The sequence below is a fragment of the Nostoc sp. NMS4 genome (assembly GCF_017115095.1).
Lineage (GTDB): Bacteria > Cyanobacteriota > Cyanobacteriia > Cyanobacteriales > Nostocaceae > Nostoc.
The window spans coordinates 1-21,193 of sequence record NZ_JABXKI010000252.1 but is presented as its reverse complement, the minus strand read 5'-3'; the positions used below and the strand labels follow the sequence as shown (position 1 = coordinate 21,193).

General features: G+C 43.0%; 20 protein-coding genes. 5 read left to right on the top strand and 15 right to left on the bottom strand.

Annotated features, from left to right (window positions below; genetic code table 11):
• Positions 1–33 precede the first annotated feature (33 nt).
• Entirely contained in the window at positions 34–165 is a 132-nt protein-coding gene (locus HWQ37_RS22690) for a hypothetical protein (protein WP_292751110.1), read from the top strand.
• 4 nt (positions 166–169) lie between these two features.
• Here HWQ37_RS22690 and HWQ37_RS22685 read toward each other — a convergent pair whose 3' ends face one another.
• The 8 genes from HWQ37_RS22685 to HWQ37_RS22650 all read right to left on the bottom strand — a co-directional run bounded on the left by HWQ37_RS22685 (position 170) and on the right by HWQ37_RS22650 (position 9,261).
• Positions 170–367: a hypothetical protein gene (locus tag HWQ37_RS22685; RefSeq protein WP_292751107.1), complete on the bottom strand. Its 198-nt coding sequence runs from the start codon at positions 365–367 to the stop codon at positions 170–172.
• A gap of 220 nt (positions 368–587) precedes the next feature.
• Complete coding sequence (locus tag HWQ37_RS22680) at positions 588–1,208, bottom strand: low-complexity tail membrane protein (protein ID WP_292751103.1); 621 nt, start codon at positions 1,206–1,208, stop codon at positions 588–590.
• Between the two features lie 96 nt (positions 1,209–1,304).
• The gene (gene infB, locus HWQ37_RS22675) at positions 1,305–4,466 is read right to left on the bottom strand and encodes a translation initiation factor IF-2 (protein ID WP_292751101.1); all 3,162 of its coding nucleotides are present in this window, start codon (positions 4,464–4,466) and stop codon (positions 1,305–1,307) included.
• Positions 4,467–4,831: 365 nt separating this feature from the next.
• The gene (locus HWQ37_RS22670; RefSeq protein ID WP_292751098.1) at positions 4,832–4,990 is read right to left on the bottom strand and encodes a hypothetical protein; all 159 of its coding nucleotides are present in this window, start codon (positions 4,988–4,990) and stop codon (positions 4,832–4,834) included.
• 72 nt (positions 4,991–5,062) lie between these two features.
• Complete coding sequence (locus HWQ37_RS22665) at positions 5,063–5,332, bottom strand: YlxR family protein (protein ID WP_292751094.1); 270 nt, start codon at positions 5,330–5,332, stop codon at positions 5,063–5,065.
• Between the two features lie 148 nt (positions 5,333–5,480).
• Positions 5,481–6,767, bottom strand: coding sequence for a transcription termination factor NusA (gene nusA / locus HWQ37_RS22660; protein ID WP_292751091.1), 1,287 nt, complete (start codon positions 6,765–6,767; stop codon positions 5,481–5,483).
• Between the two features lie 336 nt (positions 6,768–7,103).
• Complete coding sequence (rimP, locus tag HWQ37_RS22655) at positions 7,104–7,565, bottom strand: ribosome maturation factor RimP (protein ID WP_292751088.1); 462 nt, start codon at positions 7,563–7,565, stop codon at positions 7,104–7,106.
• Positions 7,566–7,812: 247 nt separating this feature from the next.
• Entirely contained in the window at positions 7,813–9,261 is a 1,449-nt protein-coding gene (locus HWQ37_RS22650; RefSeq protein ID WP_292751085.1) for a hypothetical protein, read from the bottom strand.
• Positions 9,262–9,643: 382 nt separating this feature from the next.
• Between HWQ37_RS22650 and HWQ37_RS22645 the strand changes: the two genes are divergently transcribed.
• Positions 9,644–10,309 (top strand): peptidoglycan-binding domain-containing protein, encoded by a 666-nt coding sequence (locus HWQ37_RS22645; protein ID WP_292751083.1) that lies wholly within the window; start codon positions 9,644–9,646, stop codon positions 10,307–10,309.
• 31 nt (positions 10,310–10,340) lie between these two features.
• Here HWQ37_RS22645 and HWQ37_RS22640 read toward each other — a convergent pair whose 3' ends face one another.
• Positions 10,341–11,234 (bottom strand): SDH family Clp fold serine proteinase, encoded by an 894-nt coding sequence (locus tag HWQ37_RS22640; protein ID WP_292751080.1) that lies wholly within the window; start codon positions 11,232–11,234, stop codon positions 10,341–10,343.
• Positions 11,235–11,556: 322 nt separating this feature from the next.
• Between HWQ37_RS22640 and HWQ37_RS22635 the strand changes: the two genes are divergently transcribed.
• On the top strand, positions 11,557–11,997 hold the full coding sequence (locus tag HWQ37_RS22635; protein ID WP_292751077.1) for a hypothetical protein: 441 nt from the start codon (positions 11,557–11,559) through the stop codon (positions 11,995–11,997).
• 31 nt (positions 11,998–12,028) lie between these two features.
• Here HWQ37_RS22635 and HWQ37_RS22630 read toward each other — a convergent pair whose 3' ends face one another.
• A complete protein-coding gene (locus HWQ37_RS22630; protein ID WP_292751074.1) occupies positions 12,029–13,924 on the bottom strand; it encodes a serine/threonine-protein kinase in 1,896 nt (631 codons plus the stop codon).
• Positions 13,925–14,218: 294 nt separating this feature from the next.
• Here HWQ37_RS22630 and HWQ37_RS22625 point away from each other — a divergent pair, with 294 nt between their 5' ends.
• Positions 14,219–15,139 (top strand): c-type heme family protein, encoded by a 921-nt coding sequence (locus HWQ37_RS22625; protein ID WP_292751071.1) that lies wholly within the window; start codon positions 14,219–14,221, stop codon positions 15,137–15,139.
• Positions 15,140–15,560: 421 nt separating this feature from the next.
• On the opposite strand, the gene HWQ37_RS22620 is transcribed toward HWQ37_RS22625, so the two are convergent.
• Entirely contained in the window at positions 15,561–16,805 is a 1,245-nt protein-coding gene (locus HWQ37_RS22620; protein WP_292751068.1) for a serine/threonine-protein kinase, read from the bottom strand.
• Positions 16,806–17,342: 537 nt separating this feature from the next.
• Positions 17,343–18,206 carry a Uma2 family endonuclease gene (locus HWQ37_RS22615; protein ID WP_292751066.1) on the bottom strand — a complete coding sequence of 288 codons (864 nt, stop codon included), beginning with the start codon at positions 18,204–18,206 and terminating at the stop codon, positions 17,343–17,345.
• 433 nt (positions 18,207–18,639) lie between these two features.
• Here HWQ37_RS22615 and HWQ37_RS22610 point away from each other — a divergent pair, with 433 nt between their 5' ends.
• Positions 18,640–19,107, top strand: coding sequence for a hypothetical protein (locus HWQ37_RS22610; RefSeq protein WP_292751063.1), 468 nt, complete (start codon positions 18,640–18,642; stop codon positions 19,105–19,107).
• 489 nt (positions 19,108–19,596) lie between these two features.
• On the opposite strand, the gene HWQ37_RS22605 is transcribed toward HWQ37_RS22610, so the two are convergent.
• The 3 genes from HWQ37_RS22605 to HWQ37_RS22595 form a co-directional block, all read right to left on the bottom strand.
• Complete coding sequence (locus HWQ37_RS22605) at positions 19,597–20,046, bottom strand: HNH endonuclease (RefSeq protein WP_292751060.1); 450 nt, start codon at positions 20,044–20,046, stop codon at positions 19,597–19,599.
• Complete coding sequence (locus HWQ37_RS22600; RefSeq protein ID WP_292751057.1) at positions 20,039–20,194, bottom strand: hypothetical protein; 156 nt, start codon at positions 20,192–20,194, stop codon at positions 20,039–20,041. The genes HWQ37_RS22605 and HWQ37_RS22600 overlap by 8 nt, the downstream gene beginning before the upstream one ends.
• Before the next feature lie 363 nt (positions 20,195–20,557).
• A partial coding sequence (locus HWQ37_RS22595) for a Uma2 family endonuclease (RefSeq protein WP_292751054.1) occupies positions 20,558–21,193 on the bottom strand: 636 nt, incomplete at its 5' end.

The window sequence follows — 21,193 nt, the reverse complement described above, 5'->3', positions numbered from 1 at the left end:
CTTTCTACGAGTCAAGACGGGCGAGTGTCGCTGATGGAAATTATTAAGAATTATCCCACAAATGAAGTGGAAGTTGATGGCGTAGTTTACCGCCGTAGGCATCGCTTGGAAAGTTCATACTGTCAACTCCGCCACTTGCAAACAAGCCTAAAAGATTTATTTTAGGTGTTTAGTAAGCTAAAGTTTCTAAAGTTTCTCTTAAATATCTCTGTACCTGCTGTTCCAAGCGAATTCCATGTAATTGAGCATCGCGTTCTAGTTGCCAGCGTTGAAAACCTGAACTAGTAGAAATCGCACATTTGAGGCTATACCAAATTTCAGTACCATCAGAAAATTGGCGATCGCTAGAAGCTGGAATTTGAGCCATAGTTTCTCATTCCTTTATTTTAAACTTCAACAGTAACTGGGCGTTAGGAGTGCTGTTAGCGGATAGCTAAGGTTTAGCCCGTGCTGAGTTAGGAGTTAAGAGTTTGGAGTTTTGTTTATCTCCTTGTCCCCTTGTCCCCTTGTCCCCTTGTCTCCCTTGTCCCCTCATCCCCTCATCCCCTCTCTAGCCCTTTAAAGTGAAATAATATACTTTAGGGCTACTACGAATCTGTATTTATCCTAAACAAGGATTGCAGTAATCGGGGTACGATTTGGTTAACCCTCACCCCTAAGATTGTAAAATCCTGCTTAATCTTTTCTAAAGATAATGGTTCTATGCCAGCGAATTCTGTGTCATTAGTCACCAAAACTCGCATTACACTCACAGGTATTTGTAAAAATAGATTACCGCCCAAATAGGCTAATCCCGCCAGCACTAGTGCAAGACTGCGCCATTGTGGGATAAATTTAGCTGAATTTGCTACTAATGGGGCAATTTGGTAAAGATAGCACAGTATCCACACCGACAAGACTGATGCCACCAATGCCAGGATACGATTTGATTTTGTATTAATTAAACAGAGAATTTTTCGCTGCCGCTCAGTCAGATTTTCTGGTTTTTGGGCTATTCCTAAAAGAGCAAATATATAAAAGGGGCGACGCAACTGCATCCATAGCAGGGGGAGAACACCAATGGCGGCAACTAAGAATAGTTCCATCCAGACGGGCAAAAATGGCTCGCCTACGGACAAAAACAATAAGCAGAGTACTAAAAAAACAGGCAACGTCGCTAATCCAGCGACGTGAATCCACAAAATAGGTTCAGAGCGAAATGAATGCATAATAAAAAGTTATGAGTTATGAGTTAGGAGTTAGGAATTAGCAGCTTTTAACTCCTAATTTGTCACTCCTAACTTCTAACCATTTTACCCTTAACACTACCTTGTTAAGGTGAGAGTGCGACGCTTCGTAACCATCTGATAGGATTCGATGATGTCACCTTCAACCCAATCATTGAATTTATCGATGCCGACACCGCATTCGTAACCGGCATTGACTTCGCGGGCATCTTCTTTCATCCGTTTTAAGGAATCAAGCACGCCTTCAAAGATTACCTTACCGCCACGTCGCACCCTGACTTTGCAGTTGCGAACTAGCTTGCCAGATTGAACGTAGCAACCGGCAACCGCACCACGACCGACTGGGAAGACAGCCCGGACTTCGGTTTGACCCAAGGGTTCTTCCACCAACTCTGGTTCCAAAAGACCTTCCAAGGCATCTTGGATATCTTCTAGGAGTTTGTAGATGACGTTGTATTCCCGGACATCGACACCCGCTTCATCGGCGGCTTGTCTAGCGCCACTGGCAAAGGTGGTATTGAAGCCAATAATTACAGCGTTACTGGCAGCTGCTAAGTCGATATCTGTCTCGGTAATTTCCCCAGCAGTCGCCAAGAGCATCCGAATTTGGACTTCGTTTTGCGGGATTTGCTTGAGCGCTCCCACAATGGCTTCTACGGAACCTTGTACGTCTCCCTTCAAGATTAAGTTGAGTTCTTTCAACTCGCCTTCTTGGGCTTGAGCGGACAGGGTTGTCAGGGTAACACGACCTTGTAATAGGCGGGATAGGCGTTGTCTGTCGGCGCGATCGCTTGCTAGCGCTCTGGCTTCTTTTTCGTTGTAGAAGACCTCGAACTCGTCACCGGCTGCTGGTACATCACTTAAACCCAACACCTCGACAGCAAAGGAAGGAGAAGCAATTTCTACTCTCTTGCTTCTGTCATCCACCATCGCCCGGACTTTACCGAAGGCTGAACCAGCGACTAAGATATCTCCTACATGCAGAGTGCCATTCTGAATTAGCAGGGTAGCAACTGCTCCCTTGGCTTTATCCAGATGTGCTTCAATGACAGTTCCTTTGGCAGTACGATCTGGGTTGGCAGATAGTTCGGCAACCTCTGCTACTAAGAGAATCATCTCTAAGAGCGTATCCAGATTTTCACCTCTGATGGCGCTCACGGGAACCATGATTGTCTCACCGCCCCAGTCTTCTGCTGTCAGACCATACTGGGTCAGTTCTTGTTTAACCCGTTCTGGCTGCGCCCCTTCTTTATCAATTTTGTTGATGGCAACAACAATTGGCACTCCCGCAGCTTGGGCGTGGCTAATGGCTTCAATAGTTTGGGGACGGACACCATCATCAGCAGCCACTACTAACACAGCAATGTCTGTTACCCGCGCTCCTCTTGCCCGCATCGCTGTAAAGGCTTCGTGACCAGGAGTATCCAGGAAGACTATCTGCTGTGGTTTGCCCTCATGTTCCACATCCACATGGTATGCACCAATGTGTTGAGTGATCCCGCCAGCTTCGCCAGCAGCCACTTTGGTTTTGCGGATTGAGTCGAGCAGGGTTGTTTTACCGTGGTCTACGTGACCCATAATTGTCACGACTGGCGGACGGCGATGGAGATATTCTTGGTCTTCTGCGCCGACCATTTCCGTGATTTTCCGAGCTTCTGCTTCTCGTTCGACGGTTTCGACTTCTATTTCTAGTTCTTTTCCTACCAGGGTAATTGTGGGAACATCCAGATTTTGGGTGATACTCACCGCCATGCCTTTCAGGAACAGGATTTTGACAATCTCTGTATCGGCAACGCCTAATACATCAGACAGTTCTTGCACAGTCAACGGCCCTGTGATCGTCACTTTTTCGGGGCGATCGCGCTTTGTCTCGGCTTCTTGGCGACGGTTTTGGTGATGGTCGCGTCCAGAACCTGACTTGGAACCAGACCGAGAACCAGGCTTTCTGGCTCTTGCAGTTGGGGCGCTAGCAAGGGTTGCACCTGGCATCTGTACAGGTCGAGTTGCTTTGGGTTTGGGAGGACGAGCAATGGAAAGGCTAACTTGGACTGTGGCTGGTGAGTCTATATCGTCATCATCCAGCAAATCTTCTTCAAACTCATCATCAAGTATGGGCTTGATCCGTTTGCCTTTAACGCCAGCTTTTGCCTTCTCTTTAACTTCGTCAATGATTTCCTCTTCTACCCACTTTTTGCCGCCCTTGGTTGGCCGAGGCGGACTTGGGCGTTTCAAGTCGAGGAGATCGGGTGTGATTGGTTCATCACCCAATCCTTGAGATTTGCCCGCCATTCCTGACATTTGTCTCGGTGGAGTAGCGATCGGCATTGCGGCGGCTACAGCTTCACCTGGACGTGCTGGCCTGGGTCGTTGTCCCTCTCCCAGTTGTGATGGTGCAGATGGTCTATTGCCCCTCGGCTCTGGTCTGCTGGGTGAAGGGGTGGGACGACTTGTTCTTTGTGGTGCAGATGGTGCAGACTGATCGGTTGGCAGTTTAGCAACTCTCGGCTTAATTTGCTCGCGATCGCCTTCAACGGGTCGTAGCCGTTGGTCGCGTTTGAGAACCGGCTTAAATGCCGGAGATCCCGGCTCATCTGCTACCGGGGCTTCTTCTGCCGCCGGTCTGGATGGAGGAGCAACTAGTTGCGGTTTGATCGGTTTTTCCGCTTTCGGTCTGGGTGGAACTGTTTTTTCCGGTTTTGGGGATACTATTTTTTCCGGCGCCTGATTGACATTCGGCGTTTGTTCCAAGTCAGCGATCGGAGGTTGCTCTTGGGTCTCAGATTGAGTCCGGGGCACAGGTCTAGTTGGTGCTGCCGGCTTCATGGGCGAGACTGGTGTAGCGAAAGGCCGTGGAGGAGAGGGAGGATTAGCTTCAGACAAGGCAGCTTGGGTATTGTTAGCAAGTGACGCTTCTGGGGCGTTGGAAGTAGTATTTCTCAAGATTTTGGGTTTGCGTATTTCCAAAATTTGCTGTTTGTGGGGTGCAGCTGGTCGGTTACGTCCGCCGTTGGGTGGTGAATTGGGCTTATGGCTGGTTGTACCTAGTTCCTTTTTGGCAGATACATTCGTAGCTGCAAGCTTTTCTGCCGCCGCCCGGATGTTTTCTGCCTCGGATTCTGAAATCGTGCTGCTATGGCTTTTGACCGAGATGCTGAGCTGCTCGCAAATTGCTAATAGCTCTTTGTTATCCAAATTCAATTCCTTTGATAATTCATAGATTCTAACTTTGCCGTTGTTCATCCACTCTTCCCCTTTAATTTACAGTTTTAGCGGATGGTTGCCTGGTTTGCGACATCTCCATCCTTGGATTACTGTTTTTAGGTTGCCGTTCAGTTTTTGCCGGTGCCTCCAATCAGGAAAGAGAGATGTTTCGGTTTAATAATGGCATCCCCACCAGGAATGATGGTTGAGGTATACCCATAAAAATTTCTTAAATAAAGGATTTTTATAGGAACCGTTGACGCCGAACTGCGCCTGAGCGCTACCAGGTTGCCATTTTGTAGTTTTTTGTTTTGTTGATTCTGAGTCTTCCACAACACAATCGATTACATCTTGTTCTGGGAATCTGGCCTCGCCCCTCTTGTTATTAGAGAGCCGAATGCCTCTTACACCCATTTTATATTTTGGCAGTGACAGACTTCTACCCTGACTTGCGGGACAGTGTAGAAGTCTGTACGACTCCCGATATCCTGGACATTAACCAGAGGCGGAGTGTGTCCGGCTCCGTTGAGCATTTGTTTTAATTCCACGGGATGCCACACCACAGAACTTGATCAATACAAAAATGTTCAACACTTTTGCACCGTCAAAGTTTTACTTGCCCACAGAAAACTACTCTAAATTTTATTTTGGGTATTGCTGGGGGCTAGACGTTGCGACAAGCTTTGGTACAGTGTTTCTGGCACTGATGCATGTAGCGATCGCCCTAGTCGATTTTTTTTTTGAGCTGCTTGTAGGCAACTCGTTTGCGGACAAATATAGGCAGAACGCCCCATGCCCTGATCTAATTGTACCTTTCCCGATGGAAAGACGCGGACAATCCGCCAAAACTCATCTTTTGAGCCTACTTTACGGCAACTAATACAGCGCCGATAATTTGGTTTCATCGGTTCTCTGCGATCTCAGTCCAGGATTTGGGATGTCAAAAGAAGTTTATTATTACTATTTTTTACTTATAACAAGTAGCTTTTGAGAAAATCATCCAAGAGACTGAGACTACAATCTACAGTATCAAAACTTTACAAAATTAATCAATTATTCATCATCGTTACTGTCAAAACTATCTTCCTCTTCTGATTCGTCCTGATTTTCATCCTCGAATTCTTCCTCATATTCAAGATCGTCTTCCTCTGATTCTTCTGATTGATATTTTTTTCTCACGGCTGCAAATTTAGTATCCTCTCCTGCATAGTCATACTTAGCTTTGTCTTTGATATCAATTTTCCAACCAGTCAGGCGGGCTGCCAAACGGACGTTTTGCCCTTCTTTGCCAATGGCTAAACTCAATTGATCTTCAGCTACAAGTACGTGAGTTTGCCGCGATTCTGGGTCCATTAGGCGTACTTCATCTACCCGTGCTGGACTTAAAGCATTGGCAATGTATGTAGCTGGGTCTGGCGACCAGCGAATTACATCTATTTTTTCACCGCGTAATTCATTGACTACCACTTGAATCCGCGATCCCCTGGCTCCGATACAAGCGCCAACTGGGTCTACATCGCGGTCGAGAGTATCTACTGCTATTTTAGTCCGGGGTCCGACATAACGAGAAGGGGGGTTTGCCTCCCTAGCTACGGCAACAATCCGTACCACTTCATCTTCAATTTCTGGGACTTCGTTGGCGAAAAGATAAACCACCAAACCAGCATCAGCACGAGACACAAGCAACTGTGGCCCTCGTTGTTGACCTTGGGAGACTTTTTTGAGATATACCTTGAAGGTGGCATTTGCCCGATAATTATCGTTGGGCAGCTGTTCCCGTTTCGGTAATTCGGCTTCTACTTCTGGCTGACCAAAGCCACTACTAACTGCCAGAACCACAGATTGCCTCTCAAACCGCAGGACTCTAGCTTGCAAAACAGTTCCTTCTAAATCTTGAAACTCTTCTTGCACCATCTGGCGCTGTTGATCCCGTAATTTTTGCGCCAATACCTGCTTAGTTTGCATGGCCGCCATCCGACCAAATTCGCCTTGATCCGGAGTAACATCCAGCACTACAGAGTCACCTAACTGCGCTTCGGGAGCTACTTGTTGAACTTCCTCTAGGGAAATCTGGTGGTCTGTATTATTGACTTCTTCGACAATAGTTTTGGTGGAAAGGACGCGAAACCCTTCTCCTTCAATATCGAGTTCTACTTCAAAATTCTCAAAATAATCTTCGTCAAACTGTCTGCGCTCTAAATTTTGGGCGCGGCGATAACGTTCATAGCCTTTGAGTAGTGCTTCTCTAATAGCTGATTGAACTGCAAGCCGGGGTAAATTCCGCTCTCGACTTATACTTTCAATTAATTCTTTTAATCCAGGTAAAGTAACCATTGACATAAGCAATCTCCTTTAAAAATTAGGGAGTAGGGCATGGGGCATTGGGCATGGGGAATGGAGAAGATGACGGGGATGAGGGAGATGAGGGAGACAAGGAGATAAATAAAACTCCTAACCCTTAACTCTTGTAGAGACGCGATTAATCGCGTCTCTACTCCTAACTCAGCACGGGCTAAACCTTAGCTATCCGCTAACAGCACTCAGCACTCCTGAAGGGCATTGGGTGCAAAGGGAAAAGACTTGCAGCAACTTCCCCTCTGCTCCTCTGCTCCTCTGCTCCTCTGCTCCTGCAATCCCTAATCCTTAGTCCCTAGTCCCTAGCCTTCAGTAACTCGTTTATCGGCGCTCGTCTAGCTGCACCTTAGTAATTAGGGAACGGGGAATTTCGACTACACGACCTTTTTGATTTAAGTAAAGTGCTGTCTCATCCCGGCGAATCAACTGACCAATCCACTCTTGTTGTCCGTCGTAGGGTGGCGAAGTGGAGATGATGACAGGAAATCCTTTAAAGGAAATAAATTCCCTGTCTGTTACCAGTTGCCGCGAAACACCAGGACTAGACACTTCCAAGACATAAGCATCTGGAACAATTTGGGCAGTATCTAAGGAGGCTTCTAAAGCACGGCTCATCCTCTCACAATCGTTCAAACCAGTGTCTTGCTCAGGATTGCGAATGTCTACCCGCAACACTGGTGGACTTTGGTTGGTGTGAAAAACCACGCCAACCACTTCTAATCCCAGTTCTTCTGCCACTGGTGTCGCCAAATCAATAATTTGTGGAACTAAAGGATGAGCCATGAGAGAATTCAATAAAAAAAGTGGGCTTCGACCCACTTCCTGCGATAGGTATATCTTCCAAGAAGTCTTGTGACGAACCAAATGATGATTCGCCTAATTCGAGTTTAGCGCATTTCTTTTATAGTCGTGCATTGGGCATTGGGCATTAGGCATTGGGCATTGGGCATTGGGCATGGGACAACTAACTGTCAACTATCAACTGTCAACTCCCTAACCCCTGCTCCCTCATTCCCCTCATCTCCCTGATCTACCCTTCTCGTATCTTTGGGATAATGGTGCCTTTGTCCACTACTGTTGGAACTGATACTTGTGTTCTTAGCTTCCTGGTTTGCTCGATAATTTGGTCTATGTCTTCTTGGGACAAACGTTGGACGTAGTTGAGTTTAATTTCCTCTAAGAAGTCAAAAAGTAAACTCTGAATTTCTGAAAGTAGGTGTTTTTCTTTTATTTCAGATCCCAAAGCGTCGCTGAAGCTTTGTACTAGTTGACTGGTGAGTTTTGCGCCTACAGGGTCTTCAACGGCGCTAACTAAAGTTTTGTAAAGATTAGTTGTGATTTGAGTCGCCAATTGTTCGCTTAACTGGGTTTGGGCTTGTCCCACGCCTGGGAGGTTCTGGAGGTTGCGGTAGACGGGGACTTGATGGAAGACGGTTTCGATGTTGTGGCGCAAAATGGCAACGATCGCAGGTTGAATTTCGGGTAGCACTCGGTAGACAATTGTTTTTACCAAAAGACCTGCGATCGCTTCCACTTCATTCACATTATTAATATCTATGTAGGGACGTAAATTTTCTTGTTGCGAGAGCCAACTCGTTAACTCACCACGCTGAATTGAACCCTGAACCTGATTAATTACCCTTACCACGACAATTTCTGTCAGTTCTTCGGCAAAGTTGGCGACAATCCCTTGATTAATTTGCTTTCGGACTGGATGCAAATGCAATAAGTGCGCTTGATCGAGGCGGACTACTACAGGTATGATTCGCAACCCGCGCCAAAATGGGAGTAGTAAAAATAAATCGTACCAACGCCACAATACTGCTTCTAACCAGCTTAAACCAGGATGTTGGCGTTTGAGCAAGAAGGTACGCCCCAGCAATTCTACGCCAAATAAAATTATAAATGGTAAGTCGATAATCCAGAAATTATCCACAAAATCGCCATTTTCCCCAATTTGGCGGTAGTAGTTAGTGGCGATTAAAGGGCGGATGCTCTGATTAAAAAAATTAATTTCTTTAGACCAACCATTTTGTGATATGTATGGCTGACTCCAAAAAGTAGCGAAGGACTGTTTTGCAGATTCGTTACCGATGTGCGATCGCATCCTCTTTTTGATTGTTTCCAGAGTCCCACTCTTATTAGCTCCTGCAAACGGGTTGCTGTCAATCATCTCGCCGCTAAGACGACTTATTTGCATTAACTTGCCATTTACTTCAGGCGACTGTAACCCTGTTTGCCTAACTTCTTCTTCTAATGCGTCTACTGTTTTCAGATAGTTTTCTGTGTCTCGATGGAATTCAATACCTTTTATTGGGTCATAAATCTTGGTAATTTGGGGAATTTTTCGCAAGTAGAAATCTCGCCAAGGTACGTAACTTAAATCAAACAAAACTAAACTTAAATTTACGGTGGCAGCAATTGCCATAAATCTCTCAAACCAAAGATTACGCTGCTTAGAAGATTTTATATTTCTCATTTTTTTGTAAAAAATTATACTTTTACGTATTTAAAACATAAGCTCTTTCATTTAAGCTGAAAATACTCCTCATTGCGCTACAGCTACAAGAGACTAGCTTTCAACTTGAGTTGACACCAATGCACAGATGTGCTTTTGTCCACAATTTAGCGTTAGAAGGTGTATTCGATTCAAATGATAACCCTGTATCTCTGCTAATACAAGATACTTCTTTTGATAGATGACACAAATTGTTTTTTATAAATTGAGTTACTTTAACAAAAAAAAATCACAATTTGTTCAAAATTCATTAAATAATCGTGAAAAAAGTTATTAAACAAACTTAAAATGCAGCTGTTAACGTTTATGATCCTGCTGATTTAACCCAAAGGAGTTTTTAAGTATGTGGTGTGGGTTTGGAAAATCAAGCGCAACCTTTGCTGTTACTTGCCTGATGACTGCTAGTTTGGTAGTTGCAGACACAGGTTTTGCAGCCACTCAGAAAAGTTATACGCCCCAGCAATTCCGTGAGGTATTGCGGGGATTAGGCTATAACGTCAAGGTAACAAATACTGCTTTGACGGACGAGGAAACTAAAAAGGCAATTCGAGAATTTCAGACTGGTTATAAGCTAAAACCAGTTGATGGCATCGCAGGGCCAAAAACCCAAAATTTTGCTGCTAACATCGTTCAAATTCTGCACAGAAATTTGAATGCAGTGGTGAAGCCAAATCCTCCCCTACCGCGCGATCATTTTTATGGTTCCCGCACGGAAGAAGTGGTGAAGGAGTATCAAAAGAAATATCAGTTGCAAGAAACTGGTATTGCTAATTTAGCACTCCGCCAAAAGCTGAATGAAGAAGCAAAAACAGTCTTCAGTCAGCCAACAACTAAACCAACAACTAAACCAACGGCTAAACCAACGGCTAAACCAACGGCGAAACCGATGGCTACACCGATGGCTACACCGACGGCGAAACCGATGGCTACACCGACAGAGACACCAACAGCTACACCAACAGAGACACCAACAGCTACACCAACAGCTACACCGACAACTACACCCTAGTCGCCAGAAAAAACTTCTACCCCAGAGCCACTCAAGTCATCTGATTTGGTTCTTCTAAGGGTCTGCCCTTGGGTGTAGGTAGAATTGGACGACGGTCATTGTAAGGCATAGGAATGTACTGCACGCTGGGTCGTCCTCCTTGTGACTGTGGGTACAGATCCATTAGATCGTAAATAGAATGGGGCAGTCCGACCGTTACGGGCAGCCCCATTTCTGTTGCTTCTTCAATAGTTATGGGATAATCGTGGGTGACGCGCCCAGTTGTCAAAGCTTCAATAATCGGTTCGATATTTTCTGGCAAAACTTTTTGTTTAGGTATACTGTCTTTTAGCAGAGTTCGCACAAATCGCTGTACCTGCTGTATTGCTTTGCGTGAGAGATCGGCCATAATGAGGGTTTGGTCATCAATCTCACCGATGGGTTTATCTTCAACCACTTTCAAGATGCTAGCTGCGGGGTAATTGCCTAATTGGGGATCGACTGGCCCTAAGACAGCGTTAGCATCCATAATAATTTCATCAGAGGCGATCGCCAGCATTGTACCGCCACTCATGGCATAGTGGGGTACAAAGACTGTGACTTTTGCTTGGTGGCGAATTAACGCTCTGGCGATTTGTTCGGTAGCCAAAACCAAACCACCAGGAGTGTGCAAAATTAAGTCAATCGGTACATCTGGGGGTGTGAGGCGAATTGCTCGCAATATTTGTTCTGAGTCTTCGATAGTAATGTAGCGAGATATGGGAATTCCCAGGAAGCTAATGGACTCTTGGCGGTGAATCAGTAAAATCACCCGACTTTTGCGTTCCTGCTGAAATTCTTGTAAAGCACGCAAGCGCCGATATTCTATTTGACGTTTTTGCCAAAGGGGTTGCAAAGAAGTTAGAAGCAGAAAAATCCAGAAGATATCACCAATACCAAAGGCCATAAAAAAATTAAATTATTTATTGTGCAAAAATCACGGTTAGCGTCATTATTGTCACAAATTTGGAGCGATCGCAGTTCTATCTGTAGGTTTAAAAGTATCGAACCACACTCAGCAAAAAAATATATAAATTAATACTATTAACTATCAATTTGACTTACAGTATTGCGTGTTAGCACTTAAATAAGGTCTTAAAAAAACCTCCATTGCTACTTTATCAACGGCGACAGGCCGAGTCTGCATCAACGAAAAGTCGTCTTTACAGAGCCTCATTTGAACTACTTGAGTACCTTATTTTCAGCTATATTCCAGGAGAATACCCAATATGAAACGATTGACATTGTGTGGTTCGTTGTTAGCTATTGTCGGATCAGCTATCAGTTTTACAATGCCAGCAACAGCAATCGAGGCAATCTTTAGGAGAACAACACAATTTCTTAACTTGCCCTTTGGCAACGATGTGCCACTCATAATACATCGAGTTACTGTTCCTGCTGGTTCTAAGGTGATCACTTACTCAGTAAGTGCAACCAACTTCTCCACCGGCGAATTTGTCCGATGCGGTCTTAGAGCAAACGGTAGTTTTGTTGAACAGCACACAGCTGCTGTTGGCGGTGGTCTAAGTGCAACTAACGCAGCTACAATTAGCGGCGTTACATATAGGACTTCCAGTGTGCCGTACACCCTTGATCTTGTATGTTCTCACGATGGAGGTGGTACTAGTATACCCACCATTGATGCTTACGCTGAACTAGCGGTTTTTTAGGTCTAAAAGTGGCGAAGATACTGTTGGCGAATTATTTATTACCCCTTCGCCAAATCTTAATAGTGTCGTCATCACTACCACTAACTAGGGTTTGGCCATCGGGACTGAAGGCAATGCATCTAACATAGTTGGAATGCCCTGTAAGTGTGGTAACTTCTCTACCACTGTGTATGTGCCACAGTTTGATAGTGTTGTCCCAACTGCCACTAGCGAGAAATTGTCCATCCTGGCTAAAGGCAACTGACCAAACTGAATCAGAATGACCTGTAAGAGTCCGAATTTCTCTGCCTGTATTTATATGCCACAGTTTAATTGTGTTGTCACCACTGCCACTAGCGATCATTTCCCCATTTTTGCTGAAGGCGATACAGTTGACAAAGAAGGAATGGCCTGTAAGTGTGTAAATATTTCTGCCTGTATATATTTGCCACAGTTTGATGGTGTAATCATTACTGCCACTAGCTACCAGCTGTCTATCCTGGCTATTGGTTACAGGCGTTCTTGGAGAGTAAGCGACTGACGAAATTGAGTCAGAATGACCTGTAAAAGTTTGGATTTCTATACCTGTGTTTACCTGCCACAGTTTGATTGTGCAGTCAGCACTGCCACTAGCCAGAAACTTGCCATCGGGACTAAAAGCAACGGAATTCACCCAATTAGCATGACCAGTGAGAGTACGAATTTCTTTACCTGTGTTGACATCCCACAATTTGATTGTATTATCCCAGCTCCCGCTAGCTAAGATTCCCCGGTTCGGTTCTGCAACTCCCGCAGATTTGCCGGATTCGCCTTGATAATAAAGGTTTGAAGAGATTGGGCTAAAGGCGACGGAATGAACCATACTGGAATGACTAGAAAACCAACCACCTAGTTGACGTACTAGTTTGCCAGTCCCTACTTGCCAAAGCTTGATGGTGTTGTCATTACTGCCACTAGCAATAAATTGCCCGTCTGGGCTAATGGCGATCGCATGAACCATACTAGAATGACCTTTGAGGGTCTGTACGCATTGCCATATCTGCCGATCTAATACAATAGGTACTGGTAGTTGCAGTCTAGGCGCTATCACTAACATAGATGATATTTTGGTTACATCTTCCCCTGTATCCGGGCCTAATAAATCCAACCACTCCTGCACAGACTGGGGACGATACGTTGACTCCAGATCCATGCCGCACATAATAGCTTGATTTACCCTGTTGCTGATCTTCGGATTAAAATATTGTGGTGGCTCTAAATTAATATTGTGACGTCTATCATCTGCACTAGTTGGTACAACTGCGGTAAGCAAATTATACAAAGTAGCGGCTAGGGCGTAAATATCAATGTATTCTCCTCGCGGCGCTTCTGATTCATACTGTTCAGGTGGGGCAAAACCAGGAGTACGATACACTGTATGCCTTTGGATCATATTCGGAACAAATTCTCTAGCGATGCCAAAGTCTATCAGCACTGCTTCTAATTTATCAATGCGGATCATAATGTTGCGTGGTTTAAGATCCCGATGCAACAGTCCTTTAGAATGGATTAGAGTCAAAGCATCGCCAATTTGCCGGATGTACAGTAATGCTTCTGCCTCTGATAGCACCCCTATTCGCCTCAAGCGCTGTCCTAAGTCTTCCCCTTCGATGTAATCCATCACCATGCAGGGCAAATTCCCCTCATCAAAGATGGTTTCTATCTGTACTATATGAGGATGGTGGCACACCGCCAGCCTAACAGCTTCATCACGAAAGTCTTGCCGTAACTTGTTTCGGTGGAGTATCCAGGCAGGGTGATTCAGGATTTCTTCTTTGAGGGTTTTAATCACTCGTTGTTGATTTCGTTGATTCGTGGCAAGATAAGTAATGCCAATTCCGCCTTCACCTAATTGGCTTTCAATAATGTAGCGTCCCCCGAATAAAGACTTTCCTGCATTCCACACCATTAGTAATATTTGACAATTGCTGGTATTTATTTTGGCAAGATATCAGAACAGCCAACACGAATTTTTGGGAATTCCATTTGAATTGCTGTTGTAGCTTTTTGGAACTTAGTTACTTAGAGAACATTTTCATTAACCTCAATAATTACTAATAGTATAAAGTTGGATATACGCTCATAGTTTTGCCTAAACTATGTCTTTGCGCGAAAACATGACAGTTGATTGCTCATACTAGAGTAAAGACTGATTTTAGACATATTTGTTCATAATAATTTGACTTGTAGATAATCTAAAATTATGCTAAAGAACCTCAATCTGAAACAAAAATTTACAATTCTGCTACTGGTAATCTTGACATTTGGGTTGAGTTTGAGTGGATTTACTCTTTCTTCTCTACTGAGGGAGAATGCTAAACAAGATATTAGCTCAACTGGTCTGATGCTCATCCAAACAATGAGTTCTGTTCGGAAATATACCAGTACTCAAGTTAATCCACAGCTAGTTGATAAGTTGGCTACTGAATTTTTGCCGCAAACTGTGCCTGGATACTCAGCACGAGAGGTATTTGAAATTTTACGGAAAACAACAGACTACCGTGATTTCTTTTATAAAGAAGCAACTCTCAATCCGACAAATCTTCGGGATAAGGCTGATGGTTTTGAGACGGAAATTGTAGAACAGTTCAGAAATAAATCAGACCTTAAAGAAGTTAGTGGATTTCGCTCAATTCCTGGTGGAGATATCTTTTATATTGCTCGTCCCTTAGCAGTTTCTGAAGAAAGCTGTCTGAAGTGTCATAGTGTACCTGAAGCTGCACCTCAAAGTATGATTAGTCTTTATGGTGCTGCTAACGGATTTGGGTGGAAGTTGAATGAAATTGTTGGCGCTCAGATTGTATCAGTACCTGCAAAAAATGTCATCAGTAAAGCCAATCAGTCTTCCTTACTAATTATTTTGATTGTATCAGCTATATTTATAGCAACTATCCTATTAGTCAACTTGTTCTTAAATCGACAAGTTGTGATGCCTCTCAAACGCATGACTCGCATAGCCGAAGAAGTTAGTACAGGACACATGGAAGTTGAATTTGAGCAGATGTCTAATGATGAAATCGGTAATTTAGCTAAAGCCTTTAAACGGATGCAGTTAAGTTTAGAAATGGCGATGAAAAGAATCAAACGTACTCAAGGAGGTACAAGCGATTACAATAATTTGTAATGGCGCTCTCTACGAACGCGAGCAGCGTGTCGCACATAGACGCTGCGGTTAGCTTACTTTAACATAGAAATATACAGACTCGCTTTGCGTAATACTAACGTAATTAATTTTCGTAACAGGTATTTAGACCCTGCCAAAAAATCTTGCTATTTTATCAAACAGAATTCAGGAGTCAGGAGTCAGAATTCAGTTGGGTATTCTGTAAGACTGGTGGATAGCATAGCGTAAAGCCTTCTCTTTCAGAGACGTTAGCGCGTAAGCTTGCTTAAGAGCAGGGGTAGGCTTAGAGCGAGTCAGACACTCCGCTATGAGCGCTTTGATTCTGACTTCTGACTTCTTCTTCAATATCTCTGTTGATTTAAACCCACAGAATTTGGTTAAAAGATTAAAAATTATTCCTCAATTCGTGATATCTAAATCTCTAGGAGAATAAGCTTTTTTTGAATTCAAAAGCTGCTTGAAAGTTAGGAATTTCATTAATTACAAGTTCAATAAATTGGTCAGCTGAAATATAAGGATTGTGAGCTAGTATTTCTTCTATAATTAGATTTGCCATTGGGCCGATGTGGTAGGCTAATTCTTGCTGACAATGTTTGATAAATGCTGGTTGGAGTGAAGATTGTTGTTGTTCAATTCGTGGCCCAGTTTGTGGGCTAGTAGGTGAATTAAAAATTGTTTCTTCAGATTGCTTATATGATTGCGATATGGCCGACATAGCCTGAAATTCAGAGTTAAATACTGTGGCTGGTAAATCATCAGCCTTGATTGCAGAAGATATTGCCACTTCTGGTTCTCTAATACGCTCTAAATCTCTAAGAACTTCGCTGGCTGTTTGGTATCGCTTGTTAGGTCTATCTTCTAACATACAATCAAGTACTTGAGCAAACCCATCAGTAACATAGGTATAATTACGCCAGTTCCATTCCAGTGAGTATTGATCCATTAGCAAAGATGGATCTCTAGCTGTGAGTAATACAATAGCAGTAACACCCAAAGCATAAAGGTCGCTAGAGGGCGAACATAAACCCAAACTAATTTGTTCGCGGGGAGCATATCCAACTTTACCTACAAGGGACATTTTGCCAACAAATGTTACCTGGTGGTTGGAACTTCTCGCCTCGTTAATGTCAGCAATTTGCTTGCCTACACCGAAGTCAATCAGCACTGGCAAATCCTTGCCATCTGGTAACATGATGTTGTCAGGAGAAATATCTCGATGGATGATGTTGTGCTGATGAACATATTCCAAAACAGGCAGCAGATTCTTGAGCCACTGTATAACTTCGTCTTCAGAAAAATTTCTTCCTTGACGTTGAAGTTCTCCTAAGAGTCTCGAATATGTTTTACCGTCAACATACTCTTGTACTAGGAATAGCCGACCATCTCCTTCAAAGCAAGCCAAAAACTTGGGAATTTGAGGATGTTGCAATTGATGAAGAATTTTTGCCTCTCTTTTAAATAAGTTGCGATATTGTTCCAGTCCACTTTCGCCAGTGCCAATAGGTGCAAATTCTTTGAGAACACAGGCTTCATTAAACCGACGAGTGTCAAATGCTAAGTAAGTTCGTCCCAATCCTCCCTGTCCTAGAAGTTTTTGGATAATATAGCGGTTATCGATTAGAGTTCCAGCAGCTATTTCTGGCCTTGTGATATGGGACTGTGACATCATCATCGCACTCCTAGCGATTTTGTTATTGATAAATTATCTAATTTGCCGAAAGTCAGAAACTCTAGCAGATAAAGGCTGATAACATCCTTTAAATTGAGGTTAGCACCACTATCGAGGCAAGGAAATACACTTTTCTACAATTTTCTGATGGTCTTGTGTTACCAAATAGACAATTTTAACCTGAGTAGTTAGATCGTACTACTCATACTTAAGTATTTTAGCCGCTGCAACATCATCAGTGTCTGCGGTAATATCTGCAAATGTTCAGGGTATTGCCTTTGAGATTTGCTGCTGAACCTTATTTTCCCTTTTGTAACCCAATTGAAACTGGGTTGAGGAACAGTAAGGATATAGCGTGACATCATGGTTTTTCATAAAAAATGAGGTTGCTATAGACTTGCTGAAAGGAATATTATATGTATTTCAAGTGCTAAATATGCGATCGCTCTCAAAAATTAATCTTTCTGAGAGCTAATATCATTATCAAAGTTTTCAGTACAGCTGATTCCTCAAAAGCAGAAAAGACTCGTGAAGCTACAATAATTCATCTAGTTCATCAGGATTCACGCCTAACTGACGCAAACGTTCTGCTAATTGTTCTGCTTTTCGTTTGGCAAGAGCCGCTTCTTGTCTAGCTTCTGTAGCTTCTTGTTTAGCTTCTGTAGCTTCTTGTTCAGCAATCATAGCTCGTTGGGTTGCAGCAGCAGCTTCCTCTGTGGGTGCGGGAATTAATTCTCCCGTCAAAGTGAACCACCTTAACCATAACTTTTCAATATCTCGAAATGAACCTTGCCATAAGCCTAAACTTAAATCTATCTCTGGCATTAGTAAGCGCCCTTCGGTCAAATTCATCGGTTCATAGTGACCGCCGACTAACTGAAAAGCCCGAAGTTCATTAGTGTAGCGACTAAAAACAACATAGTAGGGAATCCGCAAAATTCGCTCATAAACTTCCCATTTGCTAGGAGGTTTATCTGCTGCACTTTCTCTTCTTGTGCCTAAATCTTCGTCTTCCGTACCTGGAGATAATAACTCAACAACTACAAAGGGATTTGCTGGTTCTTGCCAAGTTACATAACTTAACCGCAAGTCTTGCCCTTTATACCCTTTATGTAATTTTCCTACACCTACTACACCAAACCAATCTGGGCGTTTATACCACAAAGGATGCTGTAAATCGTAGTAGAGATTAAGGCCAGCCGCACTGTAAACTAGTTCGGGATTCCAGTTAATTGGCTGAAAAGTTAGGTATAAAAGTAAGGGTTGTAAAAAGTGGAAATCGTCTGGCAAGCCTGGTTCCTCTGGGTTGTCACTTGGTAAATCATACATCGTTGGTAGCGTTTCCCAAGGAGGAAGCGGCGGATCAGATTGAGGGATGTAATGGGCAGAAGAAGTCATAATAAAAATTGGGTTTGATATTTTTTGGCTATTACTTTTATGGCTCTACCGTAATTATTATGCTAAATTCACAGCTTCTAAAAGGGAATAGGGAATAGAAGTGAATAAATGTGTACTGAGTTTTTTCACGCAATCAAATAGGATTCCTATAGAAGTAATAATGTTATTCCACAACTAGCTGCGAAGTGTTAGCACACCACTCTGCTAACGCTAAATTTTGAGATTACCTCTGCTACTATTATCTCTAAATGTTCGGCTTCCTTGGGTCAAATGCCACTGGACTCTAATCGTGAAACTTGCTCAAGGTTGGTAATTAGCGAGATATCACTTATTTAAAGGTATAAAAAATTTTCTTAATTGCTTATAAATAACTATTACTTTCTAAATTACTTGGGGAATACTGAAATTTAGTACCATTAAAGGTGTATGAAAAATGCCAGATAATAAAGTCAGTGCAAAACTTTCCTCCGCAGACAGGGAAGCTGTGATGCGAGCTATTACTACTATCCGCGAAAAGTTACCGTTCTTGATTGATTTGACAACCGAAGAGCGTAAAGCTTTACCCAAGCTGGGGGATAAGAGTCGGGCGTTTGTGAGTAAGGCGTTGGAAATCGGTACACAAAATCCTGACTTCTTACCTCGTTCTTTTGACTTGAATGAAATGCGCCAAGATATCGAATTATTTGAAGCCCTGTATCCCATTTTGCTGTCGTTGACGCAACTGCAAGAACTAGTGGATGATACATCTGTGGCTGTTGGTAGCGAAGCTTATGCGGCTGGGTTGATGGTATATAACTATGCGAAAGTCAGTGGGAAAGGCGCGGGTTTAGAGTCAATGATTGATGATTTAGGACGCAGATTTGCCCGGAAAGCTAAAAAAGTGCAACCACAAACTTCATAAGGGACTTCCAACAAATAAATTATCCAATCTTGTGGGGTGGACATCTTGTCCGCCCAAGGCTTGGGGCTATCGTGTCGCCCACCCCACAAGAAGTAGTTGAGTATTTTTTTATTTGGAGTTCCCTAAGTTGAGAAATTAACTCAATGCTTCTACCTAAAAGCCTAAAACTTTGAGCTTCTGAGCTTGGGTGTTTCTGTTTCAAGTGAAAAACTCCCAGTCAGAAGCTTAAGTTTTGCTGTTGTCAGCAAGAACGTTTTCGTTTCAAGTGAGAATGTTTTGGTTTTAAACGAGAACTTTCCGGCTTCAAGTGAGAATGTTCTGGTTGAAAACGAGAAGTTTTTGGTTTGAAGTGAGAATGCTCTGGTTTTAAACGAGAACTTTTCAGTTTGAAGTGAGAATGTTTTCGTTTGAAGTTAAAAAGTTTGTGTTTAGAACTAAACAGTTGTAGATTAAAGAGTAATACGGTTTAGATAAGGAGAATCGTTGCGACTAAGTAAGTCGGGGATCTTCATTAGGAGGATGTAAGCTAGGTTTAACCCAAAAACCCCGCGCACTCTGAATGGAGTCATCTTCTGGATAGCGATCGCCGTTAAGATCGAGTGGCTTGCAGGTTGCTCTACCAATGGGGGTAACTCCGATAATTGTCCTACTATTTGCTGACCACAAAAAATGCTCTGACCAAATTTGTTGACGAGGATTAAATAGAGGTACTACTGCTTTAGTCTCTAAGTCATATCCGGCGACAGAGTTGTAGCGACGTTCATTACAACGACGACAAGCCAAGGCTAAATTATTAAGTTCATCAGAACCACCAATAGATTTTGGGATCAAATGGTCTACTGTAAATCTTGTTGTGGAAATGCGTTCGGGAGAATGGCAATACTCGCACAGATAATTGGCGCGTTTTCGGACAATTTCTTTAGTAGCATCATCAATCATTGTGTTGAGCTACTAGCATCGCGTTGATATGGGTGAAAATTCTATCTAGTTCTCCAATTTCTTCAAGTGCGATCGCTTCTTTGATACCAAGAGGATAGGCAACATAACCGTCAGAATGTTTTTCGACAATAATTTTGATTTGTTTCATCACTAGAGCCTTTAGCAAGGTAAACTTGAGGCAATTCTGATGCAGCCTACAATAAGCAGGACAGATAAGGGCGATCGCATTCATCTTTTGCGGGATTGGGCGATCGCCTTTATCATGTCTTTATACTAAAATATAAAATTATACTTGTCAGCTACAAATTTGAAAATTATTAATCATAATTTTCAAATTTTAACGGGAATAAATTAGCCTGAGCTTTGGTATTATTAGCAAGCCCTAATTAACAAAAATACTCTCAACTTTTGGCTGTAATTGGTATTATTTAAAATTTCATCTTGATAAAAAAAATGCTAGATTTAGCAAATTTTTCGCTAATCTAGCAAACCTAAATTATTTACAGGAAGTTTAATCTTCTGGCTCAATTCCCGCCGCCCGCAATTGTGCTGCTAGTCGTTCGGCGCGATCGCGTTCTTGTTGGGCTAACTCAGAACCCCAAGGCAAAAGGTTTCCTTGTTCATCCCACCACCGTAACCACTTTCCGGCGCGATTTTCACGAGTGCCTTGGGATACTCCAAGGTAAAGATTCATTTCGGCTATCCAGTAGCGTTGATTTTCATCAGGCTCTTGCAAAATGTACTGTTCTGTGGTTAAGCGATACATCTCGAAACTACCGCTATCTGGCTCAAAGATAATGTAGTTTGGCACTTTTAAAATGCGCTCGTAGAAAAACCATTTTCCTGGGGGATATGTCGCTTTGATAGAATATTCTGTCTCCTGTGTATCGGAAACAAATTCCATTACAATTACGGGAATGTCACCCTGTAGCTGAGGGGTGTAACTGCGTATTACTTCTTCTCTACTAACATTAATTTTGGCAATGAAAGCCCAATCAGGGGCTTTAATGACCATTTTGTTGTTTAAAGTGGCACAAATGCCGTAATTAGTTGTTGTTAGAGCATTAGCTGAAATTTTTCCGGCTAATTGTAGGCTTTCCGTGAGTGCAGCAGCTAAGGCTGGTTGATTAATGTTGTCCACTGGATC

Bases quoted from the DNA above. Each gene is read 5' to 3' on its own strand.
- HWQ37_RS22685 (WP_292751107.1), bottom strand. From the start codon at position 367: ATGGCTCAAATTCCAGCTTCTAGCGATCGCCAATTTTCTGATGGTACT.
- HWQ37_RS22600 (WP_292751057.1), bottom strand. From the start codon at position 20,194: ATGAAACAAATCAAAATTATTGTCGAAAAACATTCTGACGGTTATGTT.
- HWQ37_RS22690 (WP_292751110.1), top strand. From the start codon at position 34: ATGGAAATTATTAAGAATTATCCCACAAATGAAGTGGAAGTTGATGGC.
- HWQ37_RS22665 (WP_292751094.1), bottom strand. From the start codon at position 5,332: ATGAAACCAAATTATCGGCGCTGTATTAGTTGCCGTAAAGTAGGCTCA.
- HWQ37_RS22630 (WP_292751074.1), bottom strand. From the start codon at position 13,924: ATGGTGTGGAATGCAGGAAAGTCTTTATTCGGGGGACGCTACATTATT.
- HWQ37_RS22680 (WP_292751103.1), bottom strand. From the start codon at position 1,208: ATGCATTCATTTCGCTCTGAACCTATTTTGTGGATTCACGTCGCTGGA.
- HWQ37_RS22615 (WP_292751066.1), bottom strand. From the start codon at position 18,206: ATGACTTCTTCTGCCCATTACATCCCTCAATCTGATCCGCCGCTTCCT.
- HWQ37_RS22640 (WP_292751080.1), bottom strand. From the start codon at position 11,234: ATGGCCTTTGGTATTGGTGATATCTTCTGGATTTTTCTGCTTCTAACT.
- infB (WP_292751101.1), bottom strand. From the start codon at position 4,466: ATGAACAACGGCAAAGTTAGAATCTATGAATTATCAAAGGAATTGAAT.
- HWQ37_RS22625 (WP_292751071.1), top strand. From the start codon at position 14,219: ATGCTAAAGAACCTCAATCTGAAACAAAAATTTACAATTCTGCTACTG.
- HWQ37_RS22645 (WP_292751083.1), top strand. From the start codon at position 9,644: ATGTGGTGTGGGTTTGGAAAATCAAGCGCAACCTTTGCTGTTACTTGC.
- rimP (WP_292751088.1), bottom strand. From the start codon at position 7,565: ATGGCTCATCCTTTAGTTCCACAAATTATTGATTTGGCGACACCAGTG.
- HWQ37_RS22610 (WP_292751063.1), top strand. From the start codon at position 18,640: ATGCCAGATAATAAAGTCAGTGCAAAACTTTCCTCCGCAGACAGGGAA.
- HWQ37_RS22635 (WP_292751077.1), top strand. From the start codon at position 11,557: ATGAAACGATTGACATTGTGTGGTTCGTTGTTAGCTATTGTCGGATCA.
- HWQ37_RS22620 (WP_292751068.1), bottom strand. From the start codon at position 16,805: ATGTCACAGTCCCATATCACAAGGCCAGAAATAGCTGCTGGAACTCTA.
- HWQ37_RS22650 (WP_292751085.1), bottom strand. From the start codon at position 9,261: ATGAGAAATATAAAATCTTCTAAGCAGCGTAATCTTTGGTTTGAGAGA.
- HWQ37_RS22605 (WP_292751060.1), bottom strand. From the start codon at position 20,046: ATGATTGATGATGCTACTAAAGAAATTGTCCGAAAACGCGCCAATTAT.
- nusA (WP_292751091.1), bottom strand. From the start codon at position 6,767: ATGTCAATGGTTACTTTACCTGGATTAAAAGAATTAATTGAAAGTATA.